This is a genomic window from Candidatus Ruminimicrobium bovinum (assembly GCF_902760015.1).
GTDB lineage: Bacteria > Elusimicrobiota > Endomicrobiia > Endomicrobiales > Endomicrobiaceae > Ruminimicrobium > Ruminimicrobium bovinum.
This window is the reverse complement of record NZ_CACWEU010000230.1, coordinates 1-19,430: the sequence shown is the minus strand read 5'-3', so window position 1 is coordinate 19,430 and position 19,430 is coordinate 1. Positions and strand designations below refer to the sequence as shown.

Annotated in this window: 20 protein-coding genes; 7 read left to right on the top strand and 13 right to left on the bottom strand. The window is 28.1% G+C overall.

Features of this window, described 5'->3' with window-relative positions; genetic code table 11:
- Positions 1–91: 91 nt before the first annotated feature.
- The 6 genes from ACMUOV_RS07810 to ACMUOV_RS07785 all read right to left on the bottom strand — a co-directional run bounded on the left by ACMUOV_RS07810 (position 92) and on the right by ACMUOV_RS07785 (position 7,659).
- The gene (locus tag ACMUOV_RS07810; protein WP_413854574.1) at positions 92–1,645 is read right to left on the bottom strand and encodes an NAD(P)/FAD-dependent oxidoreductase; all 1,554 of its coding nucleotides are present in this window, start codon (positions 1,643–1,645) and stop codon (positions 92–94) included.
- Between the two features lie 15 nt (positions 1,646–1,660).
- Entirely contained in the window at positions 1,661–2,080 is a 420-nt protein-coding gene (locus tag ACMUOV_RS07805; protein ID WP_413854573.1) for a GtrA family protein, read from the bottom strand.
- 1 nt (position 2,081) lies between these two features.
- Positions 2,082–3,557, bottom strand: a complete 1,476-nt coding sequence (locus ACMUOV_RS07800) for an ArnT family glycosyltransferase (RefSeq protein ID WP_413854572.1) — start codon at positions 3,555–3,557, stop codon at positions 2,082–2,084.
- A gap of 40 nt (positions 3,558–3,597) precedes the next feature.
- On the bottom strand, positions 3,598–5,505 hold the full coding sequence (locus tag ACMUOV_RS07795; protein ID WP_413854571.1) for an LTA synthase family protein: 1,908 nt from the start codon (positions 5,503–5,505) through the stop codon (positions 3,598–3,600).
- An 89-nt stretch (positions 5,506–5,594) separates the two neighbouring features.
- Positions 5,595–6,461 (bottom strand): hypothetical protein, encoded by an 867-nt coding sequence (locus ACMUOV_RS07790; RefSeq protein ID WP_413854570.1) that lies wholly within the window; start codon positions 6,459–6,461, stop codon positions 5,595–5,597.
- A 28-nt stretch (positions 6,462–6,489) separates the two neighbouring features.
- Positions 6,490–7,659: an O-antigen ligase family protein gene (locus ACMUOV_RS07785; RefSeq protein ID WP_413854569.1), complete on the bottom strand. Its 1,170-nt coding sequence runs from the start codon at positions 7,657–7,659 to the stop codon at positions 6,490–6,492.
- 141 nt (positions 7,660–7,800) lie between these two features.
- Here ACMUOV_RS07785 and ACMUOV_RS07780 point away from each other — a divergent pair, with 141 nt between their 5' ends.
- Genes ACMUOV_RS07780 through ACMUOV_RS07750 form a run of 7 tightly spaced genes read left to right on the top strand, consistent with a single transcriptional unit; the run spans position 7,801 to position 13,843 of the window.
- Positions 7,801–8,784 carry a GDP-mannose 4,6-dehydratase gene (locus tag ACMUOV_RS07780; protein WP_413854568.1) on the top strand — a complete coding sequence of 328 codons (984 nt, stop codon included), beginning with the start codon at positions 7,801–7,803 and terminating at the stop codon, positions 8,782–8,784.
- 52 nt (positions 8,785–8,836) lie between these two features.
- Positions 8,837–10,132, top strand: coding sequence for a nucleotide sugar dehydrogenase (locus ACMUOV_RS07775; RefSeq protein WP_413854567.1), 1,296 nt, complete (start codon positions 8,837–8,839; stop codon positions 10,130–10,132).
- A 2-nt stretch (positions 10,133–10,134) separates the two neighbouring features.
- A complete protein-coding gene (locus ACMUOV_RS07770) occupies positions 10,135–10,938 on the top strand; it encodes a glycosyltransferase family 2 protein (RefSeq protein ID WP_413854566.1) in 804 nt (267 codons plus the stop codon).
- Positions 10,935–11,687, top strand: coding sequence for a glycosyltransferase family 2 protein (locus ACMUOV_RS07765; protein ID WP_413854565.1), 753 nt, complete (start codon positions 10,935–10,937; stop codon positions 11,685–11,687). Before ACMUOV_RS07770 ends, ACMUOV_RS07765 begins: the two co-directional genes overlap by 4 nt.
- Positions 11,680–12,267 (top strand): nicotinate (nicotinamide) nucleotide adenylyltransferase, encoded by a 588-nt coding sequence (gene nadD / locus ACMUOV_RS07760; RefSeq protein WP_413854564.1) that lies wholly within the window; start codon positions 11,680–11,682, stop codon positions 12,265–12,267. Before ACMUOV_RS07765 ends, nadD begins: the two co-directional genes overlap by 8 nt.
- Positions 12,248–12,808 carry a bis(5'-nucleosyl)-tetraphosphatase (symmetrical) YqeK gene (gene yqeK / locus ACMUOV_RS07755; RefSeq protein ID WP_413854563.1) on the top strand — a complete coding sequence of 187 codons (561 nt, stop codon included), beginning with the start codon at positions 12,248–12,250 and terminating at the stop codon, positions 12,806–12,808. The genes nadD and yqeK overlap by 20 nt, the downstream gene beginning before the upstream one ends.
- On the top strand, positions 12,809–13,843 hold the full coding sequence (locus ACMUOV_RS07750) for a LytR C-terminal domain-containing protein (protein WP_413854562.1): 1,035 nt from the start codon (positions 12,809–12,811) through the stop codon (positions 13,841–13,843).
- On the opposite strand, the gene ACMUOV_RS07745 is transcribed toward ACMUOV_RS07750, so the two are convergent.
- From ACMUOV_RS07745 to ACMUOV_RS07715, 7 genes are all read right to left on the bottom strand, one after another.
- Positions 13,782–14,411, bottom strand: coding sequence for an XTP/dITP diphosphatase (locus ACMUOV_RS07745; protein ID WP_413854561.1), 630 nt, complete (start codon positions 14,409–14,411; stop codon positions 13,782–13,784). The genes ACMUOV_RS07750 and ACMUOV_RS07745 overlap by 62 nt on opposite strands.
- Positions 14,408–15,118: a ThiF family adenylyltransferase gene (locus ACMUOV_RS07740; RefSeq protein WP_413854560.1), complete on the bottom strand. Its 711-nt coding sequence runs from the start codon at positions 15,116–15,118 to the stop codon at positions 14,408–14,410. Before ACMUOV_RS07740 ends, ACMUOV_RS07745 begins: the two co-directional genes overlap by 4 nt.
- 19 nt (positions 15,119–15,137) lie before the next feature.
- Positions 15,138–15,947 carry a hypothetical protein gene (locus tag ACMUOV_RS07735; RefSeq protein WP_413854559.1) on the bottom strand — a complete coding sequence of 270 codons (810 nt, stop codon included), beginning with the start codon at positions 15,945–15,947 and terminating at the stop codon, positions 15,138–15,140.
- The gene (locus ACMUOV_RS07730) at positions 15,937–16,509 is read right to left on the bottom strand and encodes a response regulator (RefSeq protein WP_413854558.1); all 573 of its coding nucleotides are present in this window, start codon (positions 16,507–16,509) and stop codon (positions 15,937–15,939) included. The genes ACMUOV_RS07735 and ACMUOV_RS07730 overlap by 11 nt, the downstream gene beginning before the upstream one ends.
- Positions 16,510–16,517: 8 nt before the next feature.
- Positions 16,518–17,837, bottom strand: coding sequence for a secretin N-terminal domain-containing protein (locus ACMUOV_RS07725; RefSeq protein WP_413854557.1), 1,320 nt, complete (start codon positions 17,835–17,837; stop codon positions 16,518–16,520).
- A 20-nt stretch (positions 17,838–17,857) separates the two neighbouring features.
- Entirely contained in the window at positions 17,858–18,784 is a 927-nt protein-coding gene (locus tag ACMUOV_RS07720; RefSeq protein ID WP_413854556.1) for a hypothetical protein, read from the bottom strand.
- Positions 18,774–19,430: hypothetical protein (locus ACMUOV_RS07715; protein ID WP_413854555.1), on the bottom strand; the 657-nt coding region annotated here is incomplete at its 5' end. The genes ACMUOV_RS07720 and ACMUOV_RS07715, both read right to left, overlap by 11 nt.

Here is a 19,430-nt window from a genome sequence, read left to right as displayed (position 1 = left end):
CAGACATCTTAACATTAATAACAGATTGTTTTCACCTATGGAATTTTTTTACCTTTCAAAAACGGCAAAATGTATTTAACCCTAACAGTAGTTATTTGCTTTCGTGGTATTTCTGTTCAGTATTAACAGACCAAATATTATCCTTTGTTTTAATACCGTTTATTATATTTGAAACGGCGGTTATTGCCGTAAGCATTGAATGGTCCATATTATTATATCGATGCATACCGTTTCTTCCTATTAAAAATAAATTTTCATATTTATTTACAAACTTTTTAATTACATCAAAATTTTTATATGTTCCGAAATATCCGGGATATGCTTTTGGCATTCTTACTAAGCAACTATCTATAACATCTTCTTCATTTATTATTCGTATTCGGGCTAACTCTTTCTTTGCAAAACTTATAAAATCTTCATCCTTGGTATTCCACATATCATCGCCTTCGTTACAAAAATATTCAAGGCCTAACCATACGGTATTTTCATAATCTTTAACTAAATAAGGGCTCCAATTGTTAAATATCTGTAGTCTTCCCAATTTCACTTCTCTCTCCTGTATATATATCCACGTATCCGGAACTCTGTTTTTATAAGACTGCAACTTGGTATTGTTTTTTATTACCATATCTTTTACAAGCAACCCGACCGTTATAAAACTTCTATATTCTAAACCGTCAGCTATCGTTTCAACTTTACCATCTTTTTTATCAAAACCGTTTATCAAATCTTTTACGGGCATTGTTGAAAATACAAAATCGGCTTCGTATTTATTACCTGTTTGATCAACAACCGTTTTTATAATATTATTTTCCGTTTCAAAATTTATTATTTTTTTGTTAAATTCTATTTTACCGCCTAATTCTTCAATTTTTTTTGCAACGGTCTCCCAAAAATGTCCGGGACCGAATTTAGGATAATAAAATTTTTCAATCAAACTTGTTTCCGTATTTTTTTGATTCAAATCTTTTTCGGGGACAAAAACTTTTTTCAATGCTTGTTGAAGCACTTTTATTACCGATACGCCTTTTATCCTTTGTGTTCCCCAGTCTGCAGGAATATCTTTTGGTAATACCCCCCAAACTTTATGAGTGTAATCTTTAAAAAAAGTCAAATACAATTCTTTCCCGAATCTGTTTATCATAAAATCTTCAAGATTTTTTTCTTCTCTTTTAAATAATATACTGTAAACATAACTTAAACCTATTTTTATTATTCTTGTTATTCCTAAATTTTTTAATGTCGAAAAAGATAAAGATACCGGATAATCAAAAAAAGTTTTTAAAAAATATATTCTCGAAAGTCTGTTTCGAACAAGCATTACATCATCTGTTTTATCGGGATTAATTTCTTTGTTATTTTTTGAAAGTTCAATTTCTCTGTTTAATAAAATATCATCACTTGAAGGAACCGTTTGTATAGGCATTAAATCCGTCCACCATTTCATTACCGTATCGGACTTTGAAAAAAATCTGTGCCCGCCTATATCCATTCTGTTATTTTTATAATTAAAAGTTTTTGATATACCACCGATATCACCTGTAGCTTCAAAAATTACAGGTTTTATATCTGTTTTTGTAAGTAACTCATAAGCAGCAGTAAGCCCTGCAGGTCCCGCACCTATTATTATTGCCGTCTTTGTCATAAAATCCTCTTTTATTTAACTGAAAATAAATTTTTTTCTTGCAAAATAATTCCATAAATATGTAACTATTATAACAAAAATTTTAGATAACATATAGTATATACCAAAATATTCAGTAAAGATATAAAGGAATATATTATTTAGTATTAATCCGATAATTCCTATTACAAGAAATACTGTAAATTCATTTATTTTATTGTGTATTTTTGTTTTTGTAAAAATGTAAAACTTACTTAAAATATAAGTGATTGCTATTCCTGCCAAAAAAGATATAGTCGCAGATACGATGTAATACACATTAAAATATTCCGTTAGTATAAAAAGAATTGATACATCTGCAAACAAAGCTATACCGCTTGCAAAAAAATATTTTATAAACTGAAAATAAGAATTATCCGTTTTGTTAGTAATAAAATTTTTTAATTTTTTAAGCATTTTAATTTGTAAATAATATCGTTCTTTTTGTTTCTGCCAATATTTTTATTCTATCTTTATATTTATCCAAAAGTGTCGTCATAAAATCATCTTTATAAGATGCAAAGTAATATTTTTTTTCTTCTTCTATTTTATCTTCAAATTCGTTATCGGTAACCGTAATATTTCCTCTGTCGGCATAAAATAAAAACATTGAAGAAAAAACAAACCAATCATCTTGCCTGATTATTATTTTTTCGTTTTTATCAATAGTATTTAGAGTCGGAATTAATTTTACCGGATCCGTTAATTTTTGCGCATCTATGGTTTTAGATACTATAGGAAAACATATAAAAAGTGTTGATACACTTATTGAAACAATAATAAATATTTTCATAATTATTCTAACCGTTTTTTGTGAAAAAGAACTTAAAACTTCTGCACAAATCAAAGCAAATGCAGGGTACAACGGGTTTAAATAATTACCGTTTTTTTTGCTTGCTATTTGAAAAAGAATAAACGGAATTAAAACCCAACATAAAACAAAAATATCTTTTTTTAAATTTTCTCTTATTATTATTTTAATGTTCTTTAACTTTTTATAAAGTCCGTAAACAAGCAAAGGAAACCATGGCCAATAATTATTTATTACTTGTTGAAAATATACATACCATCCGGAAAACAAATTATATTGTCCCGTTGAAATATTATAATTTATTTTTCCCGGACTACCGTTACCCCATCCTTGAATATTATTAACGGTTGAACAAAAATATTCTTGAACAAATTCCATTCCGAATTTTTGATACATTGCAATATGCCACGGTAAAACTATTATCGGGACCAATATAAATGAAATATACAAATGAATATTTTTTAATGTGGCTCTATCTTTAGATAATATAATATATCCGAAAATAACAAAATATATCAACAAACCTGATGCTTGTTTTGTCATAATTGCAAGCCCTATAAAAAGCGACATCAGATAATAGCAAATAAATTTTTTTTCATTTGCAGCTATCCAAAAAGAAATAACCGCCAAAATAAAAAAAGTTGCAAACGGTCCGTCCGTTATACAACTGCGTCCATGATGTAAATATTGTTGCGTAAAAATTAAAATTATTGATGTAAAAAAAGCAGTTATATAATTCCAATATCTGCTTATAAACAAAAACATTATTATTACGGATAAAAAAGCCAAAATAGCCGAAGGTAATTTTGCCGAAAAATTGTTAAAACCGAAAACTTTACCGCTTACAACCATCATCCAATAAATTAACGGCGGTTTGCTTGTATAAAATACGGGAACACCGTCATGATACGGCGTTAAATAATCACCTGTTATGGTCATTTCCTTTGCAATTTGTCCGTAACCTATTCCGTCCCCGCTTAAAGGTGCTTCACCCAACCTGTGAAAAAACACAACAAAAGCAATAACTATAATTAAAAAAAATAAAAACTTTTTTGTAAATAACAAATCTTCTTTTATTTTCATCTTTTTCTTTAAATTTCAACTTTTTAAAAAACACATAAATTTATTTATACCAAATATTATGTTTAAACGCCTCGGTAATTGACTTATCTAAAGATAAAATAGAATCTTCCATTTTTCTATATTCTTCAGAACCTTCGGTTGCATTTGTTTCCAAAACTTTTTGTCTGTTATGTTTCATATAATAATTATCACAAATTATTGCTAAATTTGTTCCTTCAGTAACTAAAGCAAAATGCTCGGTTGTTTCATCTAAAGCATTTTTGCCTAAAGCAACAAAAGGTTTATTTGTATTTAGTATATGACACAAAGTAGGAATAATATCCAATTGAGAAACCGTATAATTTATTTTTTGAGGTTTAAATATTTTCGGTGCATATATTATAAAAGGAATATTAAATTTTTCTTTTAAATTATCGGTTTTTACTGTTGTATTCAAATTATGATCCGCTAAAAATATAAAAATTGTATTATCAAACCACCCTTCTTTTTTACTTTTTTCAATCAGTTGCCCTATAGAATAATCAGAATAATACAATGTATTCAAATATTTATTTTCATCTGTTGTTCTCGGATATTTATCAAATTCAGGGACTGTTGAATTAAACGGAGTATGTGTAGTTCCGGTAAATGTAAAAATAAAAAACTTTTTATTCTGTTTGAATTTTTCAGTTGCTTTATCCGAAGAAAACATTAGTAAATCGTAATCATATCCGAAATGATGTTTACCTGTATAATTCATCAGATTAGGCATATCTTCCTTTCCGAAAGTTTCATCAACATGAAAAATATTTTTTGCAATATCACACAGCTTATACGATTCTCTTTTTGAAGATTGCATAAATGATTTATAATAAACATCTTTCGGAAAAATATCAGCTATGGAAAAAATATTATTTAGTTCCAATCCGTAAGCAAAATGTTGTAATCCCGGAACCAAAGAAACACCGGCAAAAGCTGCAGATATTCCATAAATACTTCTTATACCTGCCGCATAAGCATTTGTAAAAACAATTGACTCGGAAATTATATTATCTATGTTCGGAGTAACTCCGTAATTATTATGAGAATAACCGTCTATATATTTTGGGGACCAACTTTCAAGTAACACTATAAAAACATTATAATTTTTTTCTTTCCCGCCAATTTCAATTTGTCTCATTAAAGGATATTTTGAATCTATAATTTTTTCATTTTCGGATAACAACAATTTTTGTGAATTACTAAAAGCCATATCTGCAGGATAATTATTTTTAAACGATATATCTTTTTTTCTTAAAGTATGAACAGATGTAAAAACAGGATTTAATGATAATGTAGCTTGAGGTATGCTGTTTGTCATTTTATAAATATCCGTTATATTTAACGGTTTATCCGTTAATTTTCCTCTAAACATTAAAAGCATTACAGACATTATAATAAAGATAACAATTATATTTTTTGTTAACTTTACATTTTTATATATAATTGTTTTATTAAATAATTTTATAAGCAAATAACAAATAAAAAAGAATGAAGTTAAAAGTAATATTGTAAACACAAGCATTTTATCTATAATATAACTGACAATATACATCCGTTCCGTCCAGATATTTGCCAACTCATCAGCAATGTGTCTTTTAGCTTCCGGGAAGTAAATAAAATCCGAAATTAAAATTATAATCTGCAGCAAAAAAGTAAAAAATATACCAAGTAACAAAATATCTGCTGTTTTTTTTGATTTTATTGGGAGCAATAATAAAAAGAAAAAAGGTATGTATATTAATGAAATAATTGAAACATCAAATTTTATTCCATACAGAAAAGAAAATAAAATATCCGTGCTGTTTAATGTTACAAAAACATCATCGTAACAAAACAATATTAAAAACCTGAAAAGCAAATAACAAATAAAAGTAATAAAAAAAATTGAACCTAAAAAAATAATTTTTGTTTTAAAATCTTGAAACATTTTATTTATTCTTAAAATTATTTAGTTTATATATTAATCAAATATGTACCAACTAAAGCAATTTTTTTTCGACATAACTAATCTAAATATCATTTTTTCATAATATAACACAACGAATAATATGGTGGCATATTATTATGAGGTCGAGAGCCACCGACATATCCAATACTATCCGTAATATTACCAGGCTTTCTCGTATATTCATCCAACGAGCCACCTGTTCCGCTGTCATCAGTTTCCAATCCAAAAAGCCAAGTGTGATTATGGCTTGGCATTTCATCTATTGTTAAAGTATGCTCTTCTTCTCCGCCGGTTTGACCGACAGAGTATTTGTTTCCTGTTTCGGAAAAAGATCCTAAAACAAATTTTCCTCTTAAATCAGGAGTTCCGTTTGTTCCGTCACACAAAGCCCAGCCGGTAGGAATTTTATCTGCCGAACCCGACCAAATTATAATTGCCCCTTTCGGAACCATATAAAATTCAACACCATTTTCGTTAATAAATTTTACATTATCTTTATCAACACTGAAATTTTTTGAGTTTCCGACAGTTACAAAAAATTCCGTTCCTTCTTTAACACTTGCAGATTCTGTTGTATTTGAATGTAACGAATACGGAACTGCAAGTAATTTTTCTCTCGGTTCCAATTTTTTGCCGTCTATTTCTATTTCAAGATAAATATCTTTGTTTCTCCAATCCACCTGTGTCATTGAAGGTTTAATTACATAAGTAAATATTCCGCTTGACACCTTTATATTTTCAGGACCGGATTCCCATAAAGCCGTTCCTCCGATTTCAACAGGATAAAGTTTAAAATTCATTTGTTTTATTCCGTTTACCTCTATTTTATACTCCTTTAGTTTTCCGTTATAACGAATTTCATTAGGAACATCCGCATAACAAAAAGCCCCAAAAAACAAAAACAAACAATTTAAGAAGAACAATTTTCTAAACATGTCTCCTCCGTTTATTCTGTCAAAAATTTTATTCTTTTAATTTTTTTTCTGAAGCCAAAATTAAACCTGTTAACCAAAAATAATCCATCGCAACTCTCGGACCTCTAAGAACCGTATCAAAACAATCCCCAATTAATAATGACATCCAAGCAAATAGCAAGCATAAAGCAAGTAAAGAGCTTTCTTGTTTATATTGCAAATACAATCGTTTTATAATAAAGAATATCATTAATATAAAAATTATAAAACCTATAATTCCGAATTCCGCAAAAATATTCAAATACATTGAATGCAGATGTCTGCTGTTATCTTCCTTAGAAAGTTTTGTAATTTCATAAAACTCTGCTTGTTTTACTGCCTGCCTTGGCCCTACACCGAAAAAAGGATAATGTTTTATAATGGCTAATGCGGTTTTACATCCTTCTATTCTGTCTGTTAAGTTTTTTTCTTTTGTTATTGACGTATTTTCTATCCTTTTTTGCATATATTCATTATTTGAAAATAAAACTGCCACTAAAATTAAACCTAACGAAAATATAATAATAGGAATTTTTAATTTTCTTGTTTTATAAAAATAAAAAACAAATATACTCAAATATGTTATAAAACCTGCAATATAATAACCTCTTGAACTTGTTAAGTACAATGAAACCATAAAAAATACGGTAAGCGCCGATAAAATAATTTTTTGTTTATTTGATAGATTTTTTTTAAATAACAAATGTATTAAAGAAAAACAAGATAACAGAATACTCATTGCACCCAATGATATATGCCACATCAAACCGTTTAAAATTTTACCTCTATGTGCCAATCTTGACCCTGCTATTTGTTCATAAAAAAATCCGAAATAAGCCAAAACAGAAAATGCTATCACTGCCGTAAATACAATAATATAAATATTTATTGTCTTTTCTTTTTTTAAATTATCGGTAATATAGTAACCTAAAATAAAAGGAGGCAACCAACTTGTAAGATAAGTGAACATTTCTTCAAAAGAATCTTTTTTATACTCACAAAAACAAGCTAAAACAAAACCATATACTAAGAAAGCAACTATACAAATAATAATATTATCTCTTTTTATCGTATCCCAATTTTTATAAATAAAAAGAAAAGCAAAAATTGATACAATATACCCTATAACATGCGAAAAGACAATCCCGCCTGCAAAAATATAATTTAATATTTCAAACATTTTATATCCCCTAAAAATTTTAATCCGTTACTATTTTCCATATTATACATTTTATTTCATATAATTAAAATGATATAATACTACACAAATATTTATAAAATATTTTTTAATTTTAGGTTTATATAAAAACAGAGGTAAAAAATGAAAAACTTAAAAAAGCAAATTTTAGTTACCGGAGTTGCCGGTTTTATTGCAAATAAAACCGCTGAATTTTTATTAAAATCAAAAAAAGAAATTATAGGCATAGACAACATTAATGATTATTACGATGTCCGAATAAAAAATTACAGATTAAAACAACTTAAAAAATACAAAAATTTTAAATTTTACAAAGCAGATATTGAAGATAAAAAAGCTATGGAGAAAATATTTGCAAAGCATAGTTTTTCTTCAGTAATAAATTTAGCTGCACGTGCAGGTGTTCGTTATAGCATGGAAAATCCTTTTGTTTACGTTACAACAAATACTTTAGGAACTTTAAATTTACTTGATTTATGCAGACAATATAAAATAAACAAATTTGTTTTGGCATCAACTTCATCATTATATGCAGGACAAAAAATGCCGTTTACCGAAACATTGGCTGTTAACACACCTATTTCGCCTTATGCCGCATCAAAAAAAGGTGCTGAAGCAATGTGCTATTCATACCACCACTTATACGGAATTGATATAAGTATTGTAAGATACTTTACCGTATATGGTCCTGCCGGCAGACCGGATATGAGTATAATAAGGTTTATTAAATGGATAGATGAAGGAACACCTATTGAACTTTTCGGAGACGGTTCTCAAAGCAGAGATTTTACTTATGTAGATGATATTGCAAACGGAACAATAAAAGCATTAAAAAAAGTAGGGTTTGAAGTTATGAATTTAGGCGGAGGAAACAACCCCATTTCATTAAATACCGTTATAAATATGATAGAAAAATATTTAGGTAAAAAAGCAAAGATAAACAAAAAGCCGTTTCATAAAGCAGATATAGTTTCAACATGGGCGGATATTTCAAAAGCAAAAAAAATATTAAATTGGAAACCGACAATTTCTTTGGAAAAAGGAATAAAAAATACTGTAGATTGGTATTTGGAAAATAAAAGTTGGTTTAAAAACGTAAAACTTTAAAATTTTGCTAAGCAAAATTTTATAAAATTGAATCAAATATTAGAGGAATAAAATGCATAACAAGTTATCAAAGAAAATTGAATCAAAACAAGCAAAAATAGGCATAATAGGTTTAGGTTATGTTGGCTTACCTTTAGCAGTTGAACTTGCCAAAAAAGGTTTTACGGTTACAGGTTTGGAAGTTGATTCAAAAAAAGTTGAAAATATAAATAACAAAAAATCTTATATCGGTGATATAAAAACAGAAGATATTAAAGAACTTGTAACATCAAAAAAATTATCGGCAACAACAAACTTTAAAGCAATTGCAAAACTTGATGTTGTAATAATTTGTGTTCCTACACCGTTAAGAAAATCAAAAGACCCGGACGTTTCATATATAGTTTCTGCAACAAACGAAATAAAAGATAATTTAAAAACAGGTCAACTTATAATACTTGAATCAACAACATATCCGGGAACAACAAAAGAATTAGTGCTTCCTATGCTTGAAGAAACGGGCTTAAAAGGCGGGAAAGATTTCTTTTTGGCATTCAGTCCTGAAAGAATAGACCCGGCAAATAAAAATTGGACAATAGCAAATACAACAAAAGTTGTGGGAGGCATTTGTGATAAATCTACAAATTTAGCTTGCCAAGTTTACGGTAGTTTTACAAAAGTGCATAAAGTATCTTCAACACAAGCGGCAGAAATGGTAAAACTTTTGGAAAATACATTCAGAGCAGTAAATATAGGGTTGGTTAACGAAGTTGCTTTAATGTGCGACAGATTGGGTTTAAATGTTTGGGAAATAATTGATGCTTCTGCAACAAAACCTTTCGGCTTTATGAAATTTACTCCCGGTCCCGGAATAGGCGGTCATTGCATTCCGCTTGATCCGCATTATTTATCTTGGAAATTAAAAACATTAAATTTTTATTCAAGATTTATAGAACTTGCAGGTGAAATAAATTCCAAAATGCCTGAATATGTGGTAACAAAACTTGCAGACACATTAAATGAAAAAGCAAAATCAATAAAAAATTCAAAAATACTCGTTTTAGGAGTTGCATATAAAAAAGATGTAGCTGATTTAAGAGAATCTCCCGCACTTGATGTAATGACTTTATTAATAAAAAAGCAAGCTAAACTTTCATTTTACGACAGCTACGTTCCGACAGTTAAAATTGCAAATAAAATTTTAAAATCGGAAAAAAATATTTCAAATGTTTCAAAATACGATGCAGTTCTGATTTTAACAGACCATACAAATATTGATTATGCCGAAGTAGTAAAAAAAGCAAAACTTGTTTTTGATACAAGAAATGCAACAAAAAATATAAAATCACAAAAGGTTGTAAAATTGTAGTTATGACACAAAATTTATCAATAGTATTAGTTACAAGGAATTCAAAATCAGTTATTTTTGATTGTCTTAAAGCTTTAGATGATAATGATGATATAACATCTTCAAAAAATGCACAATGGATTGTTATAGACAATGCAAGTAACGACGGTTCAATTGAAGAAATTGTAAAATTATATCCTAATACGAACATTATAAAAAATGATTACAATGCAGGTTTTGCAAAAGCGGCAAACCAAGGTTTTAAATTAGCAAAAAATAATTTTATACTTTATATTAATACGGATACGGAAATCAAAAAAAATTCAATTTCAAAACTGTATAGCAAAATAATTTCCGATGATAAAATAGCCGTTATAGGCCCAAGACTTTTAAGAAAAAATAATACTATTCAAAAATCCGTATATCCTGAAGCAACTTTATGGACTGAAATTTTTAAACCTTTTATAAAATTATATGTTTCACTAAAAGAAAATTTTTACAAACAGGGAAAATGTTATACCGTCAATTCTTTAAGAGGTGCCTGTTTTATTATAAACAAAAAATATATGCAAGATGTCGGTTGTTTTGATGAAAGATATTTTTTTTATTTGGAAGAGACGGATTTGTTTAGACAATTAAAACTTAACGGCAAAAAAATATGTTACCTTCCGGAAAGCGAAGTTTATCATTACGGAGGTTTAGGAAGCGATGACAAAATGTCTTTTGATAAGAAAAAGATGTATAACAATTCGTTATTAAAATATTTTTCTAAAAACAGAAATAAATTTGAAAATTTTATTATAGGTAAGATTATAAAAAACAAATGAATTTATCACTTGTAATGATTGCAAAAAATGAAGAAAAAAATATTGCCAAATCTTTAAATAGCGTTAAAGACTTAGTAAGTGAGATAATAGTTGTTGATAGCGGTTCAACCGATAATACAATAGAAGTTGCACAACAATGCGGAGCAAAAATTTTTAAAAGAGATTTTGATTCTTTTTCAAATCAAAAAAACTATGCAATGTCACTTGCAACAAATGATTGGGTTTTGCATCTTGATGCCGACGAAGTATTATCACCGGAATTAAAACAAGAAATAGCACAAACTATTCCAAATACCGAATATGATGGTTTTTCCCTTATAAGAACAAACTTTTTTTTGGGTAAAAAAATGAAACACTCCGGTATGAATAAAGAATATAGATTAAGACTTGCAAAAAAATCTTTATCAAAATATTCCGGTGGAATTATTCATGAAGAATTAAAAGTGAAAGGAAGAACAGGTATAATGAAAAATGTTTTTTATCATTACACTTGTCCTAATTTTGATAATTATTTTGAAAAATTTGATAATTATACAACTTTAGGCGCAATAAAAATGTCTCAAAACAATAAACAATTTCATATTACGGATATAATTTTCAGGCCGCCTGCCGATTTTTTAAAAAAATATTGTTTAAAATTAGGTTTTTTAGACGGATTTGAAGGTTTTATTTGGGCAATGTTAGGAGCATTTGCTTCATTTGTAAAATATTTAAAATTCTATAATTTAAAGAAGAAAAATAATGGCTGATATAGCAATTTTCGGAGGATCTTTTGATCCGGTTCACAATGCACATATAGAAACGGCATTACTTGCCTTAAAAGAATTCAATTTAAAATCCGTTATTTTTGTTCCGGCATATCTCCCCCCTCACAAAGTAAAATTACAAGCTTCACAAACTGACAGGGTGAACATGTTAAAATTGGCAATTAAAAATTTTAACGAACTTTCTATAGATTTATTCGAAGTAAACAGTAAAAAAGTAATTTACACATATCAAACTCTTGATTATTTACAAAAACAAACAACCGACAAAATAAAATTACTTGTAGGTTCAGATTCTTATATAAAACTTGGCACATGGAAAAACATAGACTATATCGCACAAAATTTCGGTTTTCTTACTTTACAAAGAGGTGACATAAAAATAGATTCCACCGGCAAGTATTATCCTTTTACTACTGTAGGTAAGACGGTTGTAGAAAATATTTCATCGACTAAAATAAAACAAATGCTAAAAGAAAAAGACATCAATGTTACAAAATATATACCGAATGATGTTTTTGAATATATAAGGAAACATAAATTATATGGAACAGAAAATATTTGATTACTTACAAAAGAATTTAACTCCAAAAAGATATTACCATACAATGTGCGTTCATGAACTGGCCGTTAAATTAGCAAAATTTTATAATGAAGATATTCATACAATTTCAATTGCGGCATTACTGCACGATTGTGCAAAATGCATGACCACAGAGCAAGCAGCAAAATATATAGTTAAAAATAAAATAAACATAAAATATTATGATTTTACAATAACATACCTTCCACAAGTGTTACATTCTTTTATAGGAGCAGATATTGCAAAAAAAATTTTTAATATAAAAAACAAAAATATTATTAATGCAATAAAAAACCATACTGTAGGCAGAACAAAAATGACAAACACAGAAAAAATTATTTTTGTTGCCGATGCATTATCTGCCGACAGAAAATATAAATTACCGGTGTCAAAAAAAGATATCTTTTCAAATTTAAATAATATTTTTAAACTTGTTTTGCAGAATAAAATAAAATATGTAGTTTCAAATTTTCAAATTTTACATCCCGATATAGTTAAAATTTGGAATTATTATAATAAATAAATGCTCAAAAAAATTTTATTAATTATCTTTTTAATTCCTGTTGTGTTATCTTGTTTTTTATATTATTCATTGGATGAAAAATATAAAAATGCAAAAGACTTAAATATTTTATTTGTAATAGAAGATGATATAAATCAAGCAAAGAATACTCCCATTTTTTTATTGGCACAATATTTCCCGAACAAATATAAATTACAAATTATATTTATAAATGAACAGATAAGTATTTTAAAAAGAAGAACAAAAACAAAAACTATTTCTCAGCTGTATTCCGAATATGAACATGATAAAAGAATTATATCCATATCCAAAGAGTTTGAGGAGTTATTTGATAATTCGATAAAAACAGATTATTTTATAAATATTGACAAAAACACATTTAAAGATTTCTTTAAATTATTCGATAAAAATATTGATCAAAATTTATTAAATAATATTACGGATAAAACAAATTATTACAATTACATTTGCAGTAATATGCACTTAATAAAAATCGTAATTAATAATTTTGACAGAACTAAAATTTTTGACATATCAATGTTTATTAAACATAATGTCATAAATACCGACATAAAGCCAAAATTTTTATTATATTTACTTAATATTAAAAAACCTAATATTGTATTTGCGGATATCCCGACTATAAAAAGCAAAGGAAGAATTGAAATTGATAGTAAAAACAAAGACAAGATTTTACAACTTTTAAACGATTCTTATAAAAACAAATCTTTTTTAAACGATAAAATTATTGTTGAAGTATTGAATGCCTCAAATAAAAAAAGGTTAGCAAGTAAAGCTGCAAACAAACTTATAGAAAACGGTTTTGATGTATTTAATTGGACTAACAGTTCAAGCAAAACAAATAACACTATTGTTATAGATTTGATAAACAATGAAAATGTATCAAAAATTTGTAAATTATTCGATTGTGAAAATGTTTTACTTTTGCCGGCACCTAAAAACTTTGCCGATGTTACTTTGTTACTTGGTGATGATTGCAATCTGTCGGACAAATTTGACACAATTTCATCTTAAATTGTTGTAATGCCAATGCTCTGTGACTTATTTTATTTTTAATTTCTTCACCAAGCTCTGCAAAAGTTTTTCCGTATTTAGGAACAAAAAATAACGGATCGTAGCCAAAACCTGTTTGACCGGATAAAGAAGTTGATATGTAACCTTTTATTTTACCTTCGGCAAGTATTTTAATTCTCCCTTGCGGATCACTTAAGGCAATAACACATCTGAATTGTGCCTGTCTGTTTTCTTGTGCAGCATTTTCCAACGCTTTTAAAAGTTTATTATTATTATCGGCATAAGAGCAGTTTTCCCCGGCATATCTTGAAGAATATACTCCGGGTGCTCCGTTTAAATATGCAACTTCAAGACCTGTATCGTCAGCTATAGCCCAAGCATTAAAATATTTTGCAACTTCAGTTGCTTTTTTAATGGCATTATCCTGCAAAGTTTTCCCATCCTCAATAACTTCAGGATATTTTTCAAAATCCGTCATTGGTTTTATATTGACAGGTAAGTCTTTAAGAATATCTTTAATTTCTATAACTTTATGTTTATTACCTGTTGCAATTATTATTTCTTTCATATTTCCTCTTTTATTAAAAATTCAACTGCCTTATTTGCAATTAAAATACCAAAAATAGAAGTCACTACCGGACTGCTGCCAAGAATTTTTCTATTATCTTTATCAAAAATAGCTTTTACTTGAGGAGCTTGTTCCGAAAAAACACACGGAATACCGTGAGATATTCCCGTTTTTCTAAGATCACCTCTTAACCTTTCTGCTAATTTACAATGATGAGTTTCAAACAAGTCGGAATATTTTATACTTAAAGGATCTGTTTTAAGAGCTGCACCCATAGAAGAAATTATTTTTATATTATTTTTATAACAATACTCTATCAACCTTAATTTAGGACTATAAGAATCAATTGCATCTATAACAATATCCGGAATTTCAGAAAAAATTTCATTAAAAGTATCATTGTTTACAAATAAATTAAAAGTTTTAACTTTACAACCGGGATTTATATCAACAATTCTTTCTTTAGCCAACAATGTCTTTTTTTTACCTATATTTGAATGGGTTGCATATAATTGTCTGTTTATATTACTTTCTTGTATTACATCAAAATCTGCAAGATAAATATTACCTACACCAAAACGCGCAAGCATTTCAACCGCAAAACCGCCTACGGCACCTATACCTACAACCAATACCTTTGATTTTGATAATTTGTCAAGAAACGGCTGACCGAACAAAAGGACTGTTCTTTGAAATTGTTGAAGCATTTTGAATCAATAAAAAAAATTAACTTTCAAGTTCTATTTCCAAATCAATTTGCTCTATTAATATTCTTAATTTAACGTCATCCTGAACAAGCCCGAAAGCTATCTGTGCCTCATTTAAAGCTTCATTAAACCTTTCGGCTTTAACATATTTTAAAGCTTTTTTATAATTTACACTTGCTCTTTTTATACTTCTTTCTTTTAAAGTATACATTGAAAGCATTGCAGCATAATTATTAAATTTTGAATCTTTTTTTGATAAAGAATTAACAATTTTACTTGCCTTGGTATACTGCCCGTCTCTAAAAAAAGTAATGGAATCCAAAAATCTTTGTCTGGAATTTAAGTTATCAATTCTGTCAGCAACTTTATCTCTTTGTTCGGATAATTTTGCATAAGCTAATTTATCAACTGCCTCAGGAACCAATAATTCTATTTTACGATAATACATAAAACCTTCATAAAAATTACCCGTTTTTGCACATGAATTCAACTCTATAACATAATTATCTATCAATTCCCTTAAAAACAAAATATATTTTTCCCTTATTTTTGAAATTTTACTCTTCAATGCAAGAGCCGTTGCATTTTTTGAGTCAACATCCAAAACATTATCAACTGCTTCTTCTGCATCTTCCAATTTTAAATCAAAATAAAGATCTTTTGCATCAATAAGAATACTATCAACATCCATATCGGAATAATCTCTTTTATCAGCAGTACCTACTTCAAAATAATCCGAATTTTTAGTTATTTTACCTGCAGCAAAACAAATGCCCGGAAAAATTAAAACAAAAGATAATAAAAAAAGAATTATTTTCCTATTTTTCATAAGAACTCCAATAATAATTTTTTACTGTTTCTAAAAGATTTTTAAAATTAAATGATTTCTTCACTTTTGATGATGAAGTAAAAGATTTATCTAATTTGCTACCCACCACAACCTGTTCATCATCAAATTTTTGTTCTATGCTGTCTATATTTTTTTCCAAATATGTTTTGCCTTCAAAAAATCTTTTTCTGTCTTCTAACATATTCTGCATAGTATGTATGAGTGAAGGAATATCTAAAGGTTTTATAACATAATCATACGCACCCATTTTAATCGATTCTATCGCGGTCTCAACTGAAGAATAAGCCGTAACAACCAATGTCATTATATCCGGAACGGAGTCTTTTAAATCTTTTATTAAATGGACACCGTCTATATCCGGCAACCTATAGTCAACAATAGCAATATCAAAACTTTCATTTTTTGATAAATCTTTAGCAAACTGTCCCGTTTCCGCAGCTTCAACTTTCTCAAAAACAGGTTCCAATGCAGTTTTCAAACTGATTAACGCTACCTTATCATCTTCAACTATCAATATTTTTGCTTGTATTTTATTATCCATAAAAAGCCCTAATTATTAATAATTTTTGCCGTTATAAATATGGTAAGTTCATATCTTGTTTTATTTTTTTGAACAGATTTAAACAAATAACCTAATATCGGAATATCTCCTAATAGAGGAATTTTATTTATTGTGGTATCTTCCGATTCCCTTATCATTCCGCCTATTGCAGCAGTTTCTCCGCTTCTTAACATAAGAGTCGTAGTTGTTTTACTTGTTTTTATAATAGGTGTATTTTCAGCAGATGTACTATATTCACCCGTTCTAAAATTTTGTTCGGGAGAAACTTGCAATATAATTGTTCCATCCCTATTTATTTGAGGTTTAACTTTCAATTTCATACCTATATCTTTAAAAGAAACATTCGTTGATATCGTTCCGTTGTCTGACATTTGTTTACTTGAAACATACGGATATTCCTCTACAATTTCTATATTTGCCTCTTGATTATTTAAAACCAATAATTTAGGATTCGTTAATATTTTAGCATTTCTATCCTCTATACCGGCCTCTATCGCCGCATCAATTATCCAATCACCTGACAAAATAGAAACACCGATTGAAGCAAAAGAATTATTTAATCCGGAAGCAAAAGTTTGCGGAATACCTTCTACTGTACTTTTTGTTGCTCCCACAAAAGAATGACGTATAATATCTTTAAAACCGGATTTATCATCATTAACATCAACAATAGTATTTGTTTGATTTTGTCTGTAAATTTTATTTATTCTTGTTCCCAAAGAAACACCTTTTGACAAATCAACATCAACAATTTTTGCTTCCAACATAATTTGCTGAGTCGGAACATCTATTGATCTTATTAAATTTTCCATTTTTGCAATAGAATCTGCAAGATCGGTTATAACCAATGAATTTGTTCTTGCATCAGCCACAATTTTACCGTCTTTTGAAATACTTTCTTTTAATATAGTGGCAATTGAAGTTGCATTTGTATAATTACAAAAAACAACTTTAGATACGGAAACCTTTGCAACATCGGACCTGCTTTTTATTATGTATATATTTGTATTTGCTTGCCTTATGTAATAAAGGTTATATGTATCCAACAAAGCAGTCAATGCTTCTTCAGGTGTAACATCTTTTAAAGAAAGCATTATTTTTTTCCCGTATAAACTGGTATCCGTAATCAACTTCATTCCGGTTTTAAGAGACAATATATTCAAAACGGAATATAATGACGTATCGTGGAAATCAATAGAAATTAAAGGAGGTTTTTCTTCTTCGGTATTTGTTGAAACACTATTTACGGCAAAACCACTCGTTTGCAACAACATAATACTTATAAGTATTGCAAAAATTTTTTTCATAATTTCTCCTGTTTTATTTTTTATTCATAATTTGTTTTTATTTTATAATTATAACCTTTATACTGAACAATAATACCGTTTTTTAAAATTCTTATAATTTTAACATCTTTCTTATAAACACTACCTGTTCTGTACACATTACCTTCTATAACACATACCGGAGCATTTTTTTCAAAAAGAATTCCCTCTATATAAATATCTTTTATTTTTGCGGGAGTTTGTTTCGGTTTTTCCATTTTCTTTTTTAAAGCTTTTGCTTTTTCCGGTGATATATTTAAAATAAACGGATTTCTCGGAACCGGCAATAAATCCCTCCAAGAAGGAATATTAAGGTTATCCAAACGAACCAACTTATCATAAACTTTTTTAAAATCTTCATCATTTAAAGATTTATCTGTTGATATATAACCGCTTCTGCCCATAAAAAACTCATCCAATTCAATTTCATGCAATATAGGACGACATTCAAAAACGACATCACTGTTATTTGTCATAAAGAACTTATTTATAGTAGAAAACTTTTCAATATCAAATAAAAGAAAGTAAAGATTATCATAGGGAATATTAAAATTCAAATTTAAAGATATATTTTTCATTTCATTTTCGTCCAATACATATTGAACGGATTTTGTAAATTTTTTTATTTCATTATTTGTCAATATATCAACGACTTTATTCTCATAATCATGTATAATTTCATCATTTGTAATAAAAGTATCTTTATATTTATCAAATGTTTCATCATAAACCGGCTGACGTTCATCAACATTGGCTTTCATTTTATTAAAACCGCTTAAATCCAAATTGGCACTTTTTAAAGATTTATATGTTTTTTTGGAATCTTTGTATCCTGACAAAGCTCTCAAATAAACAAAATTATAAACAAACATCAATACCATAAAAAAAACTATGGCATTTATAACAAAAAATAACGTTTTATTGTTCATTTGCTTTCCTTTTTCCAAGTTTCATGGTTACCTTAAGAACCTTAATATTAGGATTTTTAGGCAAATCTTTTATTTCGTTGTCGAATAATGTTATTTCTTTGGATTTATTGTTTTTTTCCGATTTTTCGGATTGTGCAGTTACCGTTTTTTGTTCTATCTGTTGAGAAGCATATTCAACCTTTATATCTTCTTTGTCGAAACATACACTGTTTGCAAAACGTTTCTTCAAAACATTCGCATAATCTACAGGAACTTCTTTTCCTTCTATTTTTTTGACAAGATGCTGTTTATTTACCTTTAATAAAAACTCCATAACCGAATTTTCAATAGCAACAGCATGTACCAAATCGTCTTCCGGCAAATAATTACCGAGTTCCTTCATAGCTATCGCATAAGCCGAAGATTTTTCTATCTGTTTTTGTATCACGGATAATTTAAAATAATCTTCCTGCCAAAATTTTAATGTTTCATCAATGTTATAATTTTTTCTTTGTTCAAAAACAGATTTTTTTAAAACATAACTGTCGGAATCATACTTTTTTGCAGCCCTGCTCATAAAAAAAGCCACTATAAGCAAAATTACAATCAAAACCTGAAAAACAATATTTAAAACCTGCAAAACTCTGACCATTCCGGATTTCAATTT